General features: G+C 64.1%; 16 protein-coding genes. 9 read left to right on the top strand and 7 right to left on the bottom strand.

What is annotated here, in order from left to right:
- From WAN71_RS16905 to WAN71_RS16890, 4 genes are all read right to left on the bottom strand, one after another.
- A partial coding sequence (locus tag WAN71_RS16905) for a UbiD family decarboxylase (protein ID WP_422226436.1) occupies positions 1 to 1377 on the bottom strand: 1377 nt, incomplete at its 3' end.
- Positions 1377 to 1979: a non-oxidative hydroxyarylic acid decarboxylases subunit B gene (locus WAN71_RS16900; protein WP_422226435.1), complete on the bottom strand. Its 603-nt coding sequence runs from the start codon at positions 1977 to 1979 to the stop codon at positions 1377 to 1379. The genes WAN71_RS16905 and WAN71_RS16900, both read right to left, overlap by 1 nt.
- A gap of 155 nt (positions 1980 to 2134) precedes the next feature.
- Positions 2135 to 2962: an LLM class F420-dependent oxidoreductase gene (locus WAN71_RS16895; protein WP_422226438.1), complete on the bottom strand. Its 828-nt coding sequence runs from the start codon at positions 2960 to 2962 to the stop codon at positions 2135 to 2137.
- A 57-nt stretch (positions 2963 to 3019) separates the two neighbouring features.
- The gene (locus WAN71_RS16890) at positions 3020 to 3415 is read right to left on the bottom strand and encodes a DUF4267 domain-containing protein (protein ID WP_422226434.1); all 396 of its coding nucleotides are present in this window, start codon (positions 3413 to 3415) and stop codon (positions 3020 to 3022) included.
- A gap of 120 nt (positions 3416 to 3535) precedes the next feature.
- On the opposite strand from WAN71_RS16890, the gene WAN71_RS16885 reads away from it, so the two are divergent.
- Both WAN71_RS16885 and WAN71_RS16880 read left to right on the top strand, forming a co-directional pair.
- The gene (locus tag WAN71_RS16885) at positions 3536 to 4207 is read left to right on the top strand and encodes a hypothetical protein (RefSeq protein WP_422226433.1); all 672 of its coding nucleotides are present in this window, start codon (positions 3536 to 3538) and stop codon (positions 4205 to 4207) included.
- A complete protein-coding gene (locus WAN71_RS16880; RefSeq protein ID WP_422226432.1) occupies positions 4204 to 5388 on the top strand; it encodes a PrsW family intramembrane metalloprotease in 1185 nt (394 codons plus the stop codon). The genes WAN71_RS16885 and WAN71_RS16880 overlap by 4 nt, the downstream gene beginning before the upstream one ends.
- Positions 5389 to 5524: 136 nt before the next feature.
- On the opposite strand, the gene WAN71_RS16875 is transcribed toward WAN71_RS16880, so the two are convergent.
- Both WAN71_RS16875 and mdlC read right to left on the bottom strand, forming a co-directional pair.
- Positions 5525 to 5920: a tautomerase family protein gene (locus WAN71_RS16875; RefSeq protein WP_422226431.1), complete on the bottom strand. Its 396-nt coding sequence runs from the start codon at positions 5918 to 5920 to the stop codon at positions 5525 to 5527.
- Positions 5921 to 5954: 34 nt separating this feature from the next.
- The gene (gene mdlC / locus WAN71_RS16870; RefSeq protein WP_422226430.1) at positions 5955 to 7568 is read right to left on the bottom strand and encodes a benzoylformate decarboxylase; all 1614 of its coding nucleotides are present in this window, start codon (positions 7566 to 7568) and stop codon (positions 5955 to 5957) included.
- A 231-nt stretch (positions 7569 to 7799) separates the two neighbouring features.
- On the opposite strand from mdlC, the gene WAN71_RS16865 reads away from it, so the two are divergent.
- Positions 7800 to 8774, top strand: coding sequence for a quinone oxidoreductase family protein (locus WAN71_RS16865; RefSeq protein WP_422226429.1), 975 nt, complete (start codon positions 7800 to 7802; stop codon positions 8772 to 8774).
- 194 nt (positions 8775 to 8968) lie between these two features.
- Entirely contained in the window at positions 8969 to 10417 is a 1449-nt protein-coding gene (locus WAN71_RS16860) for a wax ester/triacylglycerol synthase family O-acyltransferase (protein WP_422226428.1), read from the top strand.
- A gap of 185 nt (positions 10418 to 10602) precedes the next feature.
- Here WAN71_RS16860 and WAN71_RS16855 read toward each other — a convergent pair whose 3' ends face one another.
- Positions 10603 to 12021 (bottom strand): PE-PPE domain-containing protein, encoded by a 1419-nt coding sequence (locus WAN71_RS16855; protein WP_422226427.1) that lies wholly within the window; start codon positions 12019 to 12021, stop codon positions 10603 to 10605.
- Positions 12022 to 13130: 1109 nt separating this feature from the next.
- Between WAN71_RS16855 and WAN71_RS16850 the strand changes: the two genes are divergently transcribed.
- The 5 genes from WAN71_RS16850 to WAN71_RS16830 all read left to right on the top strand — a co-directional run bounded on the left by WAN71_RS16850 (position 13131) and on the right by WAN71_RS16830 (position 17515).
- Positions 13131 to 13706: an N-acetylmuramoyl-L-alanine amidase gene (locus tag WAN71_RS16850; RefSeq protein ID WP_422226437.1), complete on the top strand. Its 576-nt coding sequence runs from the start codon at positions 13131 to 13133 to the stop codon at positions 13704 to 13706.
- Between the two features lie 89 nt (positions 13707 to 13795).
- Positions 13796 to 14944, top strand: coding sequence for an acyl-CoA dehydrogenase family protein (locus WAN71_RS16845; protein WP_422226426.1), 1149 nt, complete (start codon positions 13796 to 13798; stop codon positions 14942 to 14944).
- Entirely contained in the window at positions 14941 to 15996 is a 1056-nt protein-coding gene (locus WAN71_RS16840; protein ID WP_422226425.1) for an acyl-CoA dehydrogenase family protein, read from the top strand. The genes WAN71_RS16845 and WAN71_RS16840 overlap by 4 nt, the downstream gene beginning before the upstream one ends.
- Positions 15993 to 16757: an alpha/beta fold hydrolase gene (locus WAN71_RS16835; RefSeq protein ID WP_422226424.1), complete on the top strand. Its 765-nt coding sequence runs from the start codon at positions 15993 to 15995 to the stop codon at positions 16755 to 16757. The genes WAN71_RS16840 and WAN71_RS16835 overlap by 4 nt, the downstream gene beginning before the upstream one ends.
- A complete protein-coding gene (locus tag WAN71_RS16830) occupies positions 16754 to 17515 on the top strand; it encodes an enoyl-CoA hydratase/isomerase family protein (RefSeq protein WP_422226423.1) in 762 nt (253 codons plus the stop codon). The genes WAN71_RS16835 and WAN71_RS16830 overlap by 4 nt, the downstream gene beginning before the upstream one ends.
- The last annotated feature ends 250 nt before the right edge of the window (positions 17516 to 17765 follow it).

The raw sequence follows: 17765 nt of genomic DNA, 5'->3' as shown, positions 1-17765 counted from the left end.
GGCGAGCAATCCGTCGTGGACGACGATCGGGCCGCGCCCGCCGTGCCGCTCCTCTTCGGTGTAGCACTGATACCAGGGCAGGATGGGGACTGGCCAGTGTTCTTGGCGCAGTTGAGGATGTATGCGGGTTCCCAGCGCCCACAATAAATCTGAGGTGTTCGATGGGTCGATGTCGTCATCGAGTACGTAGGTCACCGGACACATGTGCCCGACCCGGTTGGCGCTCATCAGCTCCCCGATCCGGTGCACAAGTCCGGTCGAGGTGCCAGCGGGTAACCGCTCGCGCCAGGCGCGTGGCACGGTGATGATCATCCAGTGGCAGGCCGTGTCCACCAGCAGCCACGCCGTGGTGATGGGCAGGCCCGCGTTGCGCAGCAGCGCCAGCACTTCAGCCGACACTCCAAGGGCTGGGGCGATTTGCGAATCGTCGGGCGGGCGACCGGTGGCACTGATCGGCCAGATGGGGTTGTCGCGATAGGTGATCGCCTCGATGGTGTATACCGGCTCCGGGGATGTCTCGGGAAGCGCATACCCGTGGAATTCGGCGTAGGGACCTTCGGTGGCGTCGCGGGTGATCGAAACATGGCCTTCGATGACGACTTCGGCGCCTGCGGGCACCTCGAGATCGTTTGTCTCACACTTGACGACCTCGACCGGTTCGCCGTAGAGCGTGCCCAGGTACGTTCCCTCGTCCACCTCTTCCGGAATGGGCATGCCACCGACCATCGGCACACCGGGATCACCACCTTGCACTACCGCGAATGGCATTGGCTTACCGATCTTTTCCCATTCCGCCCAGATCATCCCGATATGCTGCTGAGGCAAAAACAAGCCGGTCATGCGGCGGTTGTCGAGCATCATGATCCGCGAGATCGACCAGTTCGTCCACCGCCCATCGGGGGTGCGCGCCACAATCACACCCCAGGTGTTCGGGTAGCGGCCGCCATCATCGGGGTGGATCTGCGGGATTGGAAACCGATCCAAGGTGGCATCGGCGCCCAGCAGAATGTTCTGCTTGCACGGCGCCGAATCCGCGGAGACCAGCTTCGGTGGAATCGGCGCCTTTGCGTGCACCGCCGCCAGATGCTCGACCAAATCTCGTGCCGTCACGTCATGCGACAAACCCAGCGAAAGCGCAACGCGCGCCAACCGATGCCGGGGATCGCTGGATAACGCACCCGGCGCACCAAATAACCGGAACCCGGGCTTTACCCCTTCGACATTGTCAAACAACGGCGCCGCTCGCCCCTGCTCTGTTGACCGCCGCGTGATCGCGGCTGCCTCCAGTTCGGCGCTAACGGGACGGTCGATATGCTCAACATCGCCAAGCGATTCCAACACAGTCAGATAGTCGCGCAGATCGCTGATCCTGGGCATCAGTCATTCACCACCTTCAGACTCGAGGCCTTCGCGCCCGACACACCGGTCCACCTTTTGGCGGCAGGCGATTCGATATCGAACTGGTCCAGAATCCGGGCCACGATGTGATCGACGATGTCGCCGACAGAGGCCGGATGGTTGTAAAACGCCGGCATCGGCGGCACAATCCGCGCGCCCATCCGAGCCAACGCCAACATATTCTCCAGATGAATCTGACTCAGCGGCGTCTCACGCGCTACCAGCACCAGCCGCCGGTTTTCCTTTAACGTCACATCGGCTGCCCGGGCAATCAACCCATCGGCGTAACCCGTCCGGATCGCCGCCAGCGTCTTCATGCTGCAGGGAGCGATCACCATACCGTCGATCCGGAACGAACCCGACGAGATCGCCGCTGTCTGCTCATCCCACGAATACACCACGTCGGCCAACGACTCGACATCACCCGCCGACAACTCCGTCTCCAAATGAATCGTCGCTCGCGCCCAACGTGACACCACCAAATGGGTCTCCACATCGGCACACTGTTGTAGTTGACGCAGCAGCTCCACACCAAGCACCGCGCCAGTGGCCCCCGTCATACCCACCGCAATCCGCCTCATCCGACCCACTCCCACGACTCGGTCCAATTGCTGGCTGCACGAATGCTTTACGTGCGAACGCCCTCACCTTTGATCGTGGAGCAAACCGCCGCGGTTGTCGCTGTTCTCGCCGACAATCCGGCACCTCGCTGGATGTCGCGAGTAACAACGTTCGCTTAGCCCAGTTGCGCGAACTCGGTCTGCAGCACATCCAGACGTCGGAGCGTCTGGTCGCGAGGTTCGGTCGGCAGTTCAACCAAAACCTGCTCGACCTTGAGGTCACGGTAGCGTTGAAGATCCTTGGCCTTCGGTTCTCCCATGTGGACGTGGATCACCGGCACATCGTGACCAGCGATTGCTCGCAGTTCCTCGAGCTGACCCGCCAGAGCATCCGCTGACGGGCTCAGTGAGAGCCAGCCGGCACCCAGCCTGGCGATCCGCCGATAATTCGCTGATCCACCGCCGATATACAGCGGCGGGTACGGCTGCGTCTCCGGCTTGGGCCAACTGTAGATAGGATCGAAATCAACGAATTCCCCATGGAATTCTGCCTTCTCGTGGGTCCAGATTTCGACCATCGCATGAAGTCGTTCGTCCACCAACCGTCCGCGCACCGCGGGATCGACGCCGTGGTTGGCGATCTCTTCGCGCAGCCAACCGACTCCTACGCCGAAGCGAAAACGTCCGTTGGAGATCAGATCAAGCGAGGTGACCTCTTTGGCGGTCAGGATCGGATCGCGCTGTGCAACCAGCGCGATGCCAGTACCCACAACGAGCTTCTCGGTCGCGACCGCCGCCGCCGTCAGCGCCACGAATGGATCCAGAGTCCGGTAGTACTTCGGTGGAATCGGCCCGCCCAGTGGATAGGGCGTCTGCGCATCTACCGGGATATGCGAGTGTTCGGCGAGAAACAACGACTCAAACCCACGATCTTCTAGTCCGACGCCCAGCTCCACCGGGCCAATGCCCTGGTCGGTCACGAAAGTCAGCACACCGACACGCACGTTTGCTCCCATCGAAATTGCCTGTACACGCCCCGTCAGCCTCCGCGGACGACTAGGTCAACCGTGATCTGCAGATTCTTGTTCCGCCGTCCGGCGCACCGCGCCCCAGAACCCCACGCCGATGCCGATGGCGGCCCCGCCCAAGCCGATCAGCTGTTGTGAGCGCTTCATCTCGTGATGGACGCTCGCCCCGCCGAGCAGGTCGGACGCGTCGGCGCCGGCGGACGCGAGGAACCAGCCGCGGGTGTTTCTGCCACGTAGCGCGGCCGCTGCGAGCAGGCCACCGATCAAGGCATCGCGGTAGCCCATGGATCGCAACAGCAGTTGCGCCGTCGGCGTCGGCTCGTCGGGATCACCCCAGAGCCGGTTCGCTCGGAGCGGGTCGACGAGAAACGAGATGCCCGAGGCAAGGCGGATGCTACCTACGGCAAGCCCAAAACGGTCGATCGCCATGGCCCGCAGCTTACGACTAATCGCCCAATTCCGATGTCGCGTTCCCCCGTCATCGTTACTCTCGAACCCCGACGCCACTGATGCGTCGCGCAGCGGGCAGAAGGGTTGGTTGGGCAGGATATGCCGGATCCCGAAACCGACATGGCCTCCGTGGCCCCGCCACCAAGATTCGAACCCGACGAACGCTGGGTGCCCGCCGACGAGCGACGGTTTGGTCTGGATCGGCGCACCATCCGCCCGACGCTGGCGGTGTTCGCGTTGGCCTTCGTGATGTCGGTGGTGTTGCCCGTCATCGACGCGACAGTGCCCTACCACGACATCGTCAAAGCAGGCGATGTGTTGGAACTCGCAGGCGACGTGACGTTCGTTCCGGAGGCCGGCTGGGGCATCACCTCCGGTCTCCGCGCCGGCCACGCCCCGTTGTCCGGTGAGTACCCGGCGACCGCGGCCGTCGAGGACGGGGCCCTGAAATTCACGGTCCGCACCGGACAATTCCACGGAGACGCCAACCAACTGCTCGACCAGATCGAGACGACGTCCGAGGCTCTTAACCGCGGCCGCGGCGTCCACGTGACCGGTGCGCCGACCACCATCGTCACCGATCAGGGCAAGCAGGGTGCGAGGGTACGGGTCACCGGACCGCACATCGCCGGCGTCATCGCCGCGTTCGTATTCGGGGGACGAGGAGTTGAAGCGGTGGCGACCGGACCGTCTGATGTCGGCGCGGAGCCCACAGCCACGGTTATGCGGATGATCGGCAGCATCAGCCAAACCGGAGAGGGGAAGCGGTGACCACCAGCACGCTTTCCGAACTCGAGCAGGCACGCGATCTTGCACTCGACCGCTCCGGCTGGGGCAGACGGTTCGTTTTCTACCAGCCACGCAACTTTGCATTCTGGGGATATCTGCTGCTGGTCGGGATCGGCTTCTTGCTCTTCCTCTCCACACTCGCCCGTGAGTACGACGCCTACGGCGAGGCGATCGGGCTGGCGGTGACGTCATTCGCCATCTACGCGGCCCTGTTCTGGTGGTTCACCCAGCACATCGACCACTACGCCAAACTCCCCGCCAAACTCATGGTCGTCGCGTTTTTGTGGGGTGGCTTCGCCGCGACCGCTGCGATGGCGGCGAACGCCAACGACGCGATTCTCGCCTTGTACGGCAAGACCTTTGGCCAGGTGTGGGCGCTGAACTGGGGTCCCGGGCTGGCCGCCCCGTTCACCGAAGAATGGGCGAAAGGTTCGGGACTGCTGCTGCTCATCGCGATGGCGCCACGTCAGGTAAGAACCGCGTTCGACGGGTTCATCCTCGGCGCGTTCATCGGTCTGGGATTCCAGATCGTCGAGGACATCACGTATGCGATGACGTCGGCCGGCACTCAGTTTGGCGCAAATCAAGTTGGGGCGTCGATAGGCACCATCGTTCTTCGGATGGTCAGTGGGGTCGCCGCGCACATTCTCTACAGCGCGATCTTTGGCGCCGGTCTGGTCTATCTGCTTGGCCGGCCGGCCGAACCACGCAACGTCGGGCGGGGTTTGCTTCTGATCGCGATACCGATGCTGATGCACGGGGCATGGGACTCGCTGGGCGCCATCGCCGGCCCGAGCGCGCTGAAGTTGATCGGACTGCTGATCGCGACAATCGTTGTCGCGCTTGCAATCCTTGTGCGGGTTTACAAGTTGACCGTGAAACGGGAACAGGACTTCGTCCGCGACGTCATGGCCCCCGAGGAGGCCCGCAACGTCATCACCGCGGCCGAACTCGACGCGATGGCCGGTAACCGCAAGGCCCGCAAGGCTTATCGCAAAGCCAACCGCCAACGTCGCGAACGCAAACGGGCCCGCTACGTCCTCAATGCGGCGTATGCCCTAGCAGCGGAGCTGGCTGCCGCCCGCGGCGCCGACACCGACCGGGTGCGCTTCGCCCGCTCTGAGGTCGCCAGGATTCGCGCCGGCGTCCCGTCACAATGGTGAGCCGGCGGCCACATGAGACGCCGCTGCACCTCGAAGACCAAACACAGTCCTTGTACCGCTTCGGCGTAGACCTCGTTTTGAAAGTCACCGAAGTTGGTGGTCACGTTGATTCAGTCCTTTCCACGGTGGCTGCTTGTCATCCTCCGGCGAACCACGCCTCTTCCTGGCCGGGCTCGGGCAGGATGCGGCCGCCTTCGACCGCGCCACTCGCGGGACTGTTTTGGATCACCATAAGAACCCGGTCGGGATCAATGTTGGCGATCCGGGACACGGCGGCCGCGATTTCCGTTGCGAGACAGCTGGTTTTGTCTGCTGGGTGACCGGATCGCACCCAGCCATTGACCAGCACCGGATTCGCGGGCACACCGTCGGTGTAGATCCCGCCGGGCGGCAGCTCGTGGAAAACGACGTTGACATAGGTGCTGGGCACGTGGTTGATCTCAGCGTGGATACGGCTAATCTCGTGAGCCAACGCACTCTTGATGTCGGGCGTCAGCGTGGATGTCGTCGTCGTGCAGGTATAGACCGGCATGGTCGCTCCTTGAAGGGACGATGGGCTGGCGGCGTCAGCCCAAGTGTGCGGCTTGCGGTTTGGTGGGTACCACGATGACGGTGGGCCCGTCGGCGCTCAGCGCGGCGGTGAACTCGTGGGCGAGCTTTTCGCAGTTGTCGACGTTGACGGCGCGGCACCCGAAACCCGTTGCGAGGGAGGCGATATCGAGGCCCGGCAAGTCCATTCCCGGCACGCCGGTGCACTTCTCCAGCTTCGCAAACGACTTGAGGATCGAGTATTCCCCGTTGCGCATCACCACGAACACGATCGGCAGACGATGTTGGGCGGCCGTATAGATCGCTTGCACCGAGTATTGGAACGATCCGTCGCCGATGGTGGCGAGGACGTGGCGCTTGACGCCCCGGGCGCGGTCCCCCAGGGCGACGCCCACCGCGGCGGGCAACCCCCAGCCGATCCCGCCACTGGCAGTGGCGAAGAACGAAGCCGGGCGGGTGGTGGGCAGGAATCGCAGTTGTTGGGCCATCGTCGACGTCGATTCGGTGACCACCGGTGAATCGGCGGGCTTGACGGTGCGCAACGTCTCCCACACCGCGTCCGGCTCCAGCGGTGCCGAGCCGGTCACGTCAACTGCGCCGGTCGGCGCGTGTGCGGCCGGCACCGGCCGGTCGCTGTGATCATCGACCATGTCCACCAACTGCTGCAACGCCAGCAGCGTGTCCCCCAGCACGCTGTCACCCACCGGCGCCGCACCAGCCAGCCCCGGATCGGCGGTGATCTGCAGCAGCTCGGTGCCCTCAGGCAGGTACTCGCTTGCCACGTAGGGGTAGTAGCGGAAGACCTGCGCCCCGACCACGACGACGAGGTCGTGCCCGCGCATGACCTCGGTGACACCGGCAATGGTCATCGGTATCTGCCCCTGATACAGACGGTGATCCTCCGGGAACGACGCCCGGTCGGGAAGCGGACTTCCGTACACCGGTGCGCCGACCTTCTCCGCGAAGGCCACCCCGGCATCCCAGGCGCCACTGCGATCCACTTCGGGGCCGAAGACCACCATGGGCCGCTGCGCACCATTGATGCGCTCGGCGAATCCGCGCAGCCGCTCGGTGTCCGGGGCGACACGGCGGCTCACCGTGCGTACCACCGCCGGGCCCAACGCCGGTTTCTCCCAGTCATCAAGCGGGATGGACAAAAACACCGGGCCGGCCGGTGGCTGCAGCGCGATTGTGTAGGCGCGCATAAACGCGGCCGGCACGTCCTCGGCGCGCTTGGGTTCGTACGCCCATTTCACCCACGGCTGCGGAAACACGGTTTCGTCCTTGTTAGTCAGATACGGTTCGCACAAAACCATTTCGCGGGTCTGCTGACCGGCTGTGACGATCAGCGGGGTGTTGCCCTTGTACGCCGCCACCAGGTTGCCCATCGCGTTACCCATCCCCGCAGCGGTGTGCACATTGACCAGGGCGGGCTTACCGGTGGACTGGGCGAATCCGTCGGCCATGGCCACCACCGACGCCTCCTGCAGCCCAAGGACATAAGTGAAGTCGTCGGGGAATTCGCTCAAGAACGTCTGCTCCGTCGAGCCCGGGTTACCGAACACCGTCCTTAGCCCCAGCTCACGAAGCAGGTCGTAGGTCACCTCGTGGACGCTTTTCGCCTTTGCCATCACTCTGCCTGCCCTTCTTCTCGAGCCGTGCCGCCAAGCCGGCCACTCGCTTTACCGATGAGCATCGCCGGAAGCTCTGCGAGAGTCGATGTCGTGCGCAACAGCGTTGAGCAGCCGTGGCTGTGTCGGCGAACAACCCGCAGTCATTTGTTCACCGCGACACCGACGCAGCGTGATTCTTGTCGCCGGTGCCATCGACGGCAGCTGGATGTCTCCTTGAAAGTAAGCGGCATGCACGCCATCGAAGTCGCCGAGCACGGCGGACCAGAAGTCCTGGACTACGTTGACAGGCCGCGACCCTCCCCCGGCCCGGGCGAGGTGTTAATCAAAGCCGAGGCCATCGGCGTAAATTTCGTCGACACCTACTTCCGGTCCGGGCAGTATCCACACGAATTACCGTTTGTCCTCGGTGCCGAGGTCGCCGGAACCGTCGCCGCGGTGGGCGACGGGGTTACGTCTTTTCATATCGGCGATCGGGTTGCGTGCGCCGACGCCGTCGGCGCCTACGCGGAATACTGCGTCGCGCCAGCAGATCTGGTAGCGCAGGTGCCCGACAGCGTCGGCTTTGAAGTTGCGGCTGCGGCGCTCTTAAAGGGGATGACCGCACACCTGCTTATCAAATCGGTGTATCCGGTACAGGCCGGTGACACGGTGTTGCTGCACGCCGGGGCCGGCGGGGTGGGCCTGATCCTGACCCGGTGGGCGACCAGCTTGGGCGTCGGAGTGATTACCACCGCCTCGACCCCGGAGAAGGCGCAGCTGTCGCGCAGCGCCGGGGCGGTCGAGGTGCTGGACTATCCCGAGGACCCGCAGCAGTTCGGCGCCAAGGTCCGGGCGCTCACCGGCGGTGACGGTGTGGCCGCGGTGTACGACGGGGTGGGCAAGTCAACATTCGACGCGAGCCTTGCCAGCCTCGCAGTCCGGGGCACGCTGGCGCTGTTTGGCGCCTCCAGCGGACCGGTGCCACCGGTTGACCCGCAGCGGCTCAACGCCGCCGGATCGGTGTACCTTTCCAGGCCATCGCGGCCTCATTTCATTCGCACCCACGACGAGTTCGCCTGGCGGACAGGAGAATTATTCGACCTGGTTGGCGACGGGACCATCGATGTGACGGTAAGCGCGCACTACCCACTCAAGGACGCGGCGCGAGCGCACCGCGATCTGCAGGGCCGCAAGACCATCGGCTCGGTGGTGCTCATCCCCTGAGTCCTGCGATGAACCGTTGCACGCTTCGCCCCAGTGAACGGCGAACATCGTCGGCATAAGACATCCGCGGTAGATGTCTGTGCCGGACTATCGCAGTTGCGCTTGAGCGGCTGACGCGCGGGCCAGGTCACTTCCGCTGAACCAATTTCGCACTACTCGGGTTGGCGCGGCCTAGTGTGGCGAAGGGGACGTGCGTGAGGGGGCCGTTTGTGCGGCAGCTGAGTTGGACCGATGACCTGATGTTGCGCGCTGAAAGGCCAGCGACCCCATTACAGATTCAGCTGCTTCTGATCTACGACCCATCGACTGCCCCGGCCGGCAAAGTGACCTTCAAGGGGATTCTCGCCGAGCTCGAAGCCCGGCTGCATCTCGCGGATGTCTTTCGGCGACGGTTGACCGACCTGCCGGGTGGTTTGCATCGACCATACTGGGTCGATGACCCGAACTTCGATCTTGAGTATCACGTCCGTCATATCGGGCTGCCCCAGCCTGGTGACTGGCGGCAACTCTGTATACAGATCGCGCGGCTTCATGCTCGGCAGATCGACCTGCGACGGCCGCCGTGGGAGATCACGGTCATCGAGGGGCTCAATGCCGTGCCAGGAGTACCGACGGGCTCGTTCGCGATCGGGTTGAAGCTGCATCACTGTGCGGTCGACGGCATGGCAAGCGTTCAGATGATCGCCGCGTTGCACGATCTTGCCGCTGACAGCCCCCGCCCGGCGGGGCCCGACGCTCCATGGCACCCGAGCCCTCTTCCCTCAACCGGAGACTTGCTCGCGCGAACGGCGATCAACGCGGCGCTGTACCCGATGCGAGCGGGCACCGTGCTCGCGTCTAGTGCACCAAAACTAGTCCGCGGCTTAGCCGGGCTGCCGGGCAAGCTGGCGGGCGGCGTTGTATCCAGGATCGCTAGCGGTAGCGTGCCGTCGTTGCCACCGAAGACCCGTTTCAACGAGACAGCGTCGCCGCACCGCGTGTTCGAGGCCCGCTTCCACGATCTCGCCGACTTCAAACGGATCAAGGCGAGCGTTTCCGGCGCGACGATCAACGATGTGGCTCTCGCCTACGTCGGTGGCGCCCTTCGCGAGTATCTGGCCGGCCACGGCGAGCTGCCCGATGAGTCGCTTGTCGCGGCTTGTCCCATGTCGATGCGCGATGCGGGCGATAAGACCAGCACCGGGAACGCGTTGTTCGGCCGGCTGCAGACGCTCGGTACCAACATCGTCGATCCGCTCGAACGGCTTGCCGCAATCGCCGAGGCGACCGCGGCCAGCCGTTCCGGGTCGGATCAATCGACCACAACCCAACTCCTCGAATTGGTTGGCACAGTGCCAACTTCATTACTTGGGGTGACCGCGAAGGCCGCGAGCGTTCTTCCGTTCTCTGGCCCGACGGTCGCCAACACCACCGTGACCAACGTGCCCGGTCCAACCGAACCGCTCTTCTTCAGCGGTGCCCGACTGGTACGCGCCGCCGGTCTCGGACCGCTGGTGGCTGGCTTGAACCTCATCCACGTTGTGGCGAGCTACAACGGAACTTTGTCAATCAGCGCCACTGCGGATCGCGACGCCCTGCCCGACCCGGCCACGTATGCCGAATGCATGGACCACGCTTTTCAGGAGTTGCTCGCAGCCGTGTAACGAAATGTCATCTGGCTGGCCGTTACGGAACATTGCCGCAGACCATAACGCCTCCGCAGGGGCCGCGCCCCTCACCGTTTCAGCAGTCAACCGCTTGGGCTGACGTCGATGCGTCCGGCGGTCGACGCCTGCTGGAATTCCTGCGCCACGACCGATTTCGCGCAAACACCTCAGAACAGGTCGCGTTAGGGCAGCAACGCGGCCGGGCTGTCCATTCCGATCAACCCCACCAGGACCTGGAAGATGGAGTCCGGGTGGATGGTGTCGATGAGTCCTGCCCCGTACTCGGCGTCGATCAGCGGGGTCAGGGCGGGGCTGTCCACAAGAGGCTCCACCTGGTAGGTGGCGGGGTTCATCAAGTCAGCCGTGAACGCGTCCCATCCCTGCTGCGCGCCGGTATCCAGAGCCGCGAAGACCTGGTTCCAATCCATGTTGGGCAGCCCCCAATCCACGGTATTCACGACGTCGGCTGGACCCTGGTTCCAGCCTTCGGTGATGCTGCCGTATCCGAGGTTGACCAGGATGCTGGTGTCCGGTTCGAGCAGGTCGTAGAGAGGTTGGCCGATGATCGGTGTCAGCAGCAAGGGGTCGAGAATCGGCAAAGTCTCCGAGGGGATCATGTAATAGCTGGTCAGGGAGTCTCCGGTGGTGTCCAGTGGGATGGCATCCGAGACCTGCTGCGGGGTCAGCCCTAGGTAGGCCAGATGCTCGTACAAAAGTCCCTCGTAGGCGTTAAGGTCGCTCAACAGATCGGACGAGTATCGGGGCCAGTCGGCGACAGGATCGTATTCGAGGGTGTAGACGTCGGTCGGATAGAGGCTGTCGGGAGTCAGGTCATTGGTTCCCGGTGCGATGTCGGTCAGTCCGAACTCGCTGTATATCCCGCCGTTGGGGGCGGAGGGATCACCGACAAGGACGAAGTGCAGGTCGTCGGCGGGGACACCGGCCGAAGCTAGCTGCTGCATGGTCAGCCCCGACAGCGCCGAGCTTTGCGAGTACCCGAATGCGTACAAAGGGTTGTCGGCGGACACTTTCCCGTCCGCGATCGCCTGCTGGATCGCCCGAAGCAGGTCAGCGGCTCCCTGGGTTTCGGACAAGTCGCGGTTCGTGAACAGCTCGGGGGTGGTCAGTACCTCGGGAGTGCCGCCGAATCCGTTGGCCTGCAGGGACGGATCGGCAGCAGCGTGGATTGACATGTCCCCGCCCGCGATCGCCTGCTGGATCGCCTGAAACAGCCCGGCAAATCCGTTGGTCCCGGACCATTCGCCATTGAACGGCTCAGGGTTGACCGGTATAGCGGGCGTGCTGCCGAATCCGTTGGGCCGGAGGTACAGATCGGCAGCGGTGTCGGCGTACTGCTGTGTCGGGGTGGGGACACCGCTACCGCCCATGATCAGGGCAACGTCGCCAGCCGTCAGATTTACCGGGAGGGATAGCTCTGATGCGCGCAACCCGCGCGGCATGTCAGCAACGACCATCGCTGATACCAGGACCGCGACACCGAAAATTGCGGACAGACGGTTGCCGGACTTGATGTCGTCGGGGTGGCGTTCCAGACGGGGTGCAGACGCAGCCTGATACAGGCTCCGCTCGTTTACGGCCATGGTCCTATGCCGCGCTGGTCAGTCGATTGCGCCGACTAGGTTGAATTCGGCCGGCTATATCCGAGACGCCGACGCTCGGCCGTGCCATATCAAGTCCTCGGGTTGCGAATTCGCAAAATCCTTGCTGATGTCGGGTTTGCTGATAACTGACTCGTATTACGCTTATTGGTGCTTGTCGGGCTTTCGCGCATCCCGTCGGTGTTGCGTGCCAAGAAATGACCGATCTGATTCCCAGATCCCACCCATGAATCGTGCCGAACGTGACCAAGCCTGCCTCCTCATGGCAGCAGCCGGTTGACCGGCGCACTGCATGGATCCATGGCCGGTACCGTGCTGCAAGCTGTGACACCTGTATCAGGCCACAAGGCATATGTGCACTTCAGATGGCCTGCCGTTGGCAGACGCTAGTGCGTATGAGATCGGTGGACAATAGTCCGGTTTGTGAGATAAATCACCCCATAAATCGAGTTTCCAGATCGCAATAGGGGGGTACCAAAACGGCTTATCAATTTCCCAATTGCATCCTTGTACAATTACGTCAAGTCACGCTGATTAGTAGAGATTCTCGGAATGGTTATTCGGATTCTTGGAATTTCTGTTCGGATTCTTAGATGACTTATGTAGGACGACAACGAGCTCCAGGCGTCGACCGGGCCGTAACCACGCTATTCAGCATATTTATGGCTCTGAACAGCCTTCTTTATAGGGCTCCCCGGGAATCGAACCCGCCTCTCTACCTACGCAAGTGGCTTCTGAGCTGCCGGTTCGTTTCGGTTCCAGAACGGGTGACGGAAAGACGCGCCTCAAGCGACGATTGCGTCCGTATCGTCAGTGCCATGGACGCTCCTGCGCCCGACCGGCCCGATGAACGCCCTGATTTCGTCAGCCGCCGTCAGCTGCTTTGGCTGGCCGGCAGCGTCGGCTTGGCGTCCACAGTCGGCGCGTGCTCAAGCAAACCGCGAATGGAATCTGTCCCGGCGTCCGCGGCGGGTCCGACGCCATCGCCAAACCTTGCTGCGACGGCGGCAACCGATGCCAGCCTGACGACAAGTCCACAATCTGGGCCGACGGCCCCGGCCCCAACGTCCCCGAGCATCACTTCGGGTCAGTTGCTATGCCGAGATGCTTGGGGGGCCCGGCCTCCCCGCTCCGGAGGCAAACGCCACACCATCACCCGTATGACCCTGCACCACGAGGCCGTGGTCCTCGGCGATAACCGCAATGCCCCAGGACATTTGCGCCAGGATCAGCGTTATCACCAAGACCAGCACGGATGGATCGACATCGCCTATCACGTCGGCGTCGACCGCGATGGCAACATCTACGAATTGCGGAGCACCGAGATTGCCGGCGACACCGCGACGGACTACGACACGACAGGCCATTTCCTGGTCCTCTGCGAAGGAGACTTCGATCAAGAGGTTGTGTCGGAGGCCCAGCTTGGCGGAGCCGCGTTAGCGTTCGCATGGGCCGCCCAGACCTTTAGCATCGCGACCAACACATTGGCCGGCCATCGGGACCTAGCCCAGACGTCTTGCCCAGGTGCGAACCTCTATGCCCATATCTCCTCAGGTGACCTCAAACGCCGCATTGACGACCTGCGGGCCGCTGGCGGGGTGGATCTCCGGCGCTTTTGCGGACCCGAGGCTGCCGCAAGAGTCGCGGCTATCGAGGCGGGCAATTGACCAGCGGCTTTTGTTATGCAGCTATCCAAAGTGTGTCGGACCCAGGAGCGTTCAGATGACAACCGTTAACAGTGGTTAGCCCGCCAAGTATGGTCACGTCGGCTGCCGCGCTCACCGCCCCAGAGCTGGAATTGCGGCAGCAGGTTGCTGCCTTCTTGGTCGAGACGCTGCCCTGGGGGACGTTCGAGCCGGGCCTGGGGATGGGCGCCGAGGTCAATCCCAAGTTCTCCGCCGAGTTGGCTGCGCGTGGGTGGATCGGCATGGCGGTCCCAGCACGCTACGGCGGTCGCGACGCCACCGCCGTCGACCGATTTGTCGTCGTCGAAGAACTGCTGCGCTGGGGCGCCCCGGTTGGGCATCACTGGGTGGCCGATCGGCAGATTGCCCCGGTGCTTTTGCGTTATGGCACCGAGGAACAGAAGCGGTGGCTGTTGCCCCGAATCTGCCGGGGCGAGTTGTGTTTTTGCATCGGCATGAGCGAGCCCGATGCCGGAAGCGACCTCGCGTCGGTGCGGACGCGAGGCGTGCGAGACGGGGACGGGTGGCGGGTGTCGGGCGTCAAGGTGTGGACGAGCAACGCGATGCGCGCCGATTTCATGATCGCACTGTGTCGAACCGGGGAAGGCGCCCGCCATGTGGGGCTGAGCAGATTCCTGATCGATATGCGCAGCCCCGGCGTGACGGTCAAGCCGATCCCCTTCCTGAACGGCAGTACCGACCACTTCGCCGAGGTGGTCCTTGACGGCGTGCTGGTGTCGGACGAGATGGCGATCGGCGAAATCGGGCAGGGTTGGGCGCAGAACGCCAACGAGTTGGCCTTTGAGCGCAGCGGCCCAGACCGGTGGATCTCGACGTTCCTTCTCGTTCAGGAGTTCATCCGCGAGTGGCCAGATCTGGCCGCCAGTCCCGCCGGGAGTCGGGTGATCGGCGAACTCGCGGCCCAATACTGGGTGCTGCGCCGGCTTTCGCTGGCCGTGGCCAGGGCGATCGACGCCGGCGGCACGCCCGCGGCCGAGGCAGCGCTCATCAAGGAGATGGGCACCCGGTTCGAGCAGGACGTCGTGATCGCGCTGCGGGAGTTGTTGGATCGTGAGCTCGTGTGCGGCATCGAACCTGCGCATACACCGTCGTTGTTCGAACGGTTGTTACGTCGCGCTGTGTTCGACGCGCCATCGTTCACCATCCGAGGCGGTACCAATGAGGTGCTGCGCTCGGTGGCCGTCAAAGGTTTGTCATGAGTGACAACGAACTGTACAGCGCGGCAGCCAAACTCTTTGCCGCGCACAGCCGGTGGGAGGATGTCGGCGAAGCCGAAGCTACCGGCTGGGCTCCGCAACTATGGAAAGCGTTGCAGCAGAGCGGGTTCAGTGACGTCCCCGTCCCAGAGGAGCTGGGTGGAGCCGGGGGCAGCGTCGCCGATGCGGTCCAGCTGCTCCGTGCCGCGGGGGCACACGCGGCGGCGGTCCCGCTGGCCGAGTCCGGTCTGGTCGGCGGGTGGCTTTTGGCGTCTGCAGGTCTCGCGCTGCCGGAGGGCGTTCGCACGGTGCTGCCGCCCGCTGCGACGCTTCGTCTCGACGGTGACCGCCTGTTCGGTGCGGCGCCTGCCGTGGCGTGGGGTCACCGCGCCCAGCATGTGGTCGGACTCGTCGGCGGCGTCATCGTGCTCGCGCCCGGACCGGCTGCACAGTCAGGCGGCCCGGCGGTCAGCCGCGGACTTAACCTCGCCGATGAGCCCCGTGACACAGTGGTTTTCGATGGTGTGCCGGTAACCGCACGCGTCGACGCGCCGGGCGCGGTCACTGAAGAAACGCTCTGGGAGCGCATCGCGCTTGGGCGCGTCGCGTTGATGTCCGGCGCGATAAGTGCTGTTGCGGCAATGACATTGCGCTACAGCGGCGAACGTGAGCAGTTCGGGCGCCCCATCGCTCGTTTCCAGGCCGTTCAAGCCCATTTGGTCACCATCCACCAGCAGGCCGCCGTGGTCGCATCGGCCATCGACGGTGCGGTCGAAGCGGTCGAACTCGGCCGGGGTAGCTTCGAAATCGCTTGCGCGAAAATGCTTGCCGACCGGGCCGCGCGGCTGGTGACGGCGGCCGCCCATCAGACGCACGGAGCTATCGGCATGACGAAGGAGTACCCGTTGCATTATCTGACCCGTCGACTCTGGGCCTGGCGAGACGAAGCCGGCGGGCATCATCGCTGGGCGGACCGACTCGGCGCCGCCCTCGTCGCCTGCGGCCCCGACGCCTTGTACCCCGCCATCCAGTCCGGGTCGGAGGTGATGCAGTGAACCGACTCCAGCGCGAAGACGGGGTCACGTTGGCCTTCCAGGTGCACAACCCGAAGGCGCCGGGCGTGCCGCTTTTGCTCACACACGGTTTCGGCGCCACCGCGGGCATGTGGGACCCGAACGTCGATGCCTTGAGCGTCGATCGGCCGGTGATCGTCTGGGACCAGCGCGGCCACGGCGGCAGCGACGCACCCGACGACATGAACCGCTACACCGAGCAGATCAGCGTCGCCGACATGGCGGCCATTCTCGACGCCGCGGGTGCCGATCGGGCTGTGGTCGGCGGAATGTCCTTGGGCGGCTACCTATCCCTGGCCTTCCACCTCGTCCATCCGCAGCGGGTGGCCGCGTTGGTGCTGGTCGACACCGGGCCGGGTTACCGCAATGACGAAGCCCGTGACAAGTGGAATGCGTGGGTAGAACGACGCGCCCAACAACTTGAGCGCGGCGAAGCGCCGGCCGACATGTCGGCGGAACTCGCGCAGGCGGTGCATGAGCACCCCGAGGGGCTGCCCCGCGCCGCCCGCGGTGTCATGGCGCAAAAGGACGCTCGCGTGATCACATCGCTCGACAGCATCACGGCGCCCACGTTGGTGATCGTCGGCGCCGAGGACACCAACTTTCTGGCCGGGGCGGACTTCATGCACCGTCACATCCCCAATTCCCGCAAGGTTGTCATCGACAACGCTGGGCATGCGGCGAATATGGACCAGCCCGAGGCGTTCAATGCGGCAGTGCGCGAACTACTGGAACAGCAATGACCGCTCCGGATGTCACCGTCGAATCCACCGGCCACGTGGCCGTGGTAGAGATTCATCGGCCCCCGAACAACTTCTTTGACTCGGACTTGATCCAGGGCATCGCCGACGCCTACGAGCGGCTGGACGGCGACGTCGAATGTCGGGCGATCGTGTTGTGTGCGGAGGGAAAACACTTCTGCGCCGGCGCCGACTTCTCCCGGCCCGCCGAGGATCGTGTGTCGCCCAATGAGCTTTACGCTCAGGCCATCCGGTTGTTCCGCACCAGCAAGCCGGTTGTCGCCGCGGTGCACGGCGCCGCGATCGGCGGCGGACTCGGGCTTGCCCTTAGCGCAGACTTCCGGGTGGCTGCACCCTCCTCGAAATTTGCGGCCAACTTCAGCCAGCTCGGGTTCCATCCCGGCTTCGGGATAACGGCGACGTTGCCACGTGTCGTTGGCCAGCAAAAGGCACTTGAGTGGATGCTCACTGGTGAGCGGTTCGGTGGTGAACTCGCCCACGCAGCAGGATTGGTCGATGAATTGGCGGCCGACGGTGGTGTGCGCCCGGCGGCGATTCGGTTCGCCGAGCGAATCGCCGCCTCGGCCCCCTTGGCAGTGACAAGCATCCGTGCCACCGCGCGCGCCGGACTCGCTGAGGCTGTCGCCGCGGCCACCGCGCGCGAGTTCGAAGAACAAACCCGACTACAGGCAACCGCCGACTTCCGCGAGGGCGTGGCAGCAGCGGCCCAGCGCCGGGCTCCGACGTTCACCGGTCGCTGAACGGGTGCCCGGGCCCAAATTGGTGAAGGCGCGTGCCAGCAACAGTGATTTATGATTTGCGAGCAACAGCGATCACAGAGGTGGGCACCGTGGCCGATGCGCTACACGTCGATCCGGCCGCGCTGCAGATCGGCGGCAACCACATTGACAGCGCGGTCGGTGATGCCGCAGTGGAATTCATCGTCCACGAGGACGGGATTGACGACGCCGCGCCGGGGTGGATCGTCGACTCAGCCAAGGCGCTGGACAA

Origin of the sequence: Mycobacterium sp. (assembly GCF_049280035.1) — a bacterium.
Taxonomy (GTDB): domain Bacteria; phylum Actinomycetota; class Actinomycetes; order Mycobacteriales; family Mycobacteriaceae; genus Mycobacterium.
This window is presented reverse-complemented; position numbering and strand designations above follow the sequence as displayed.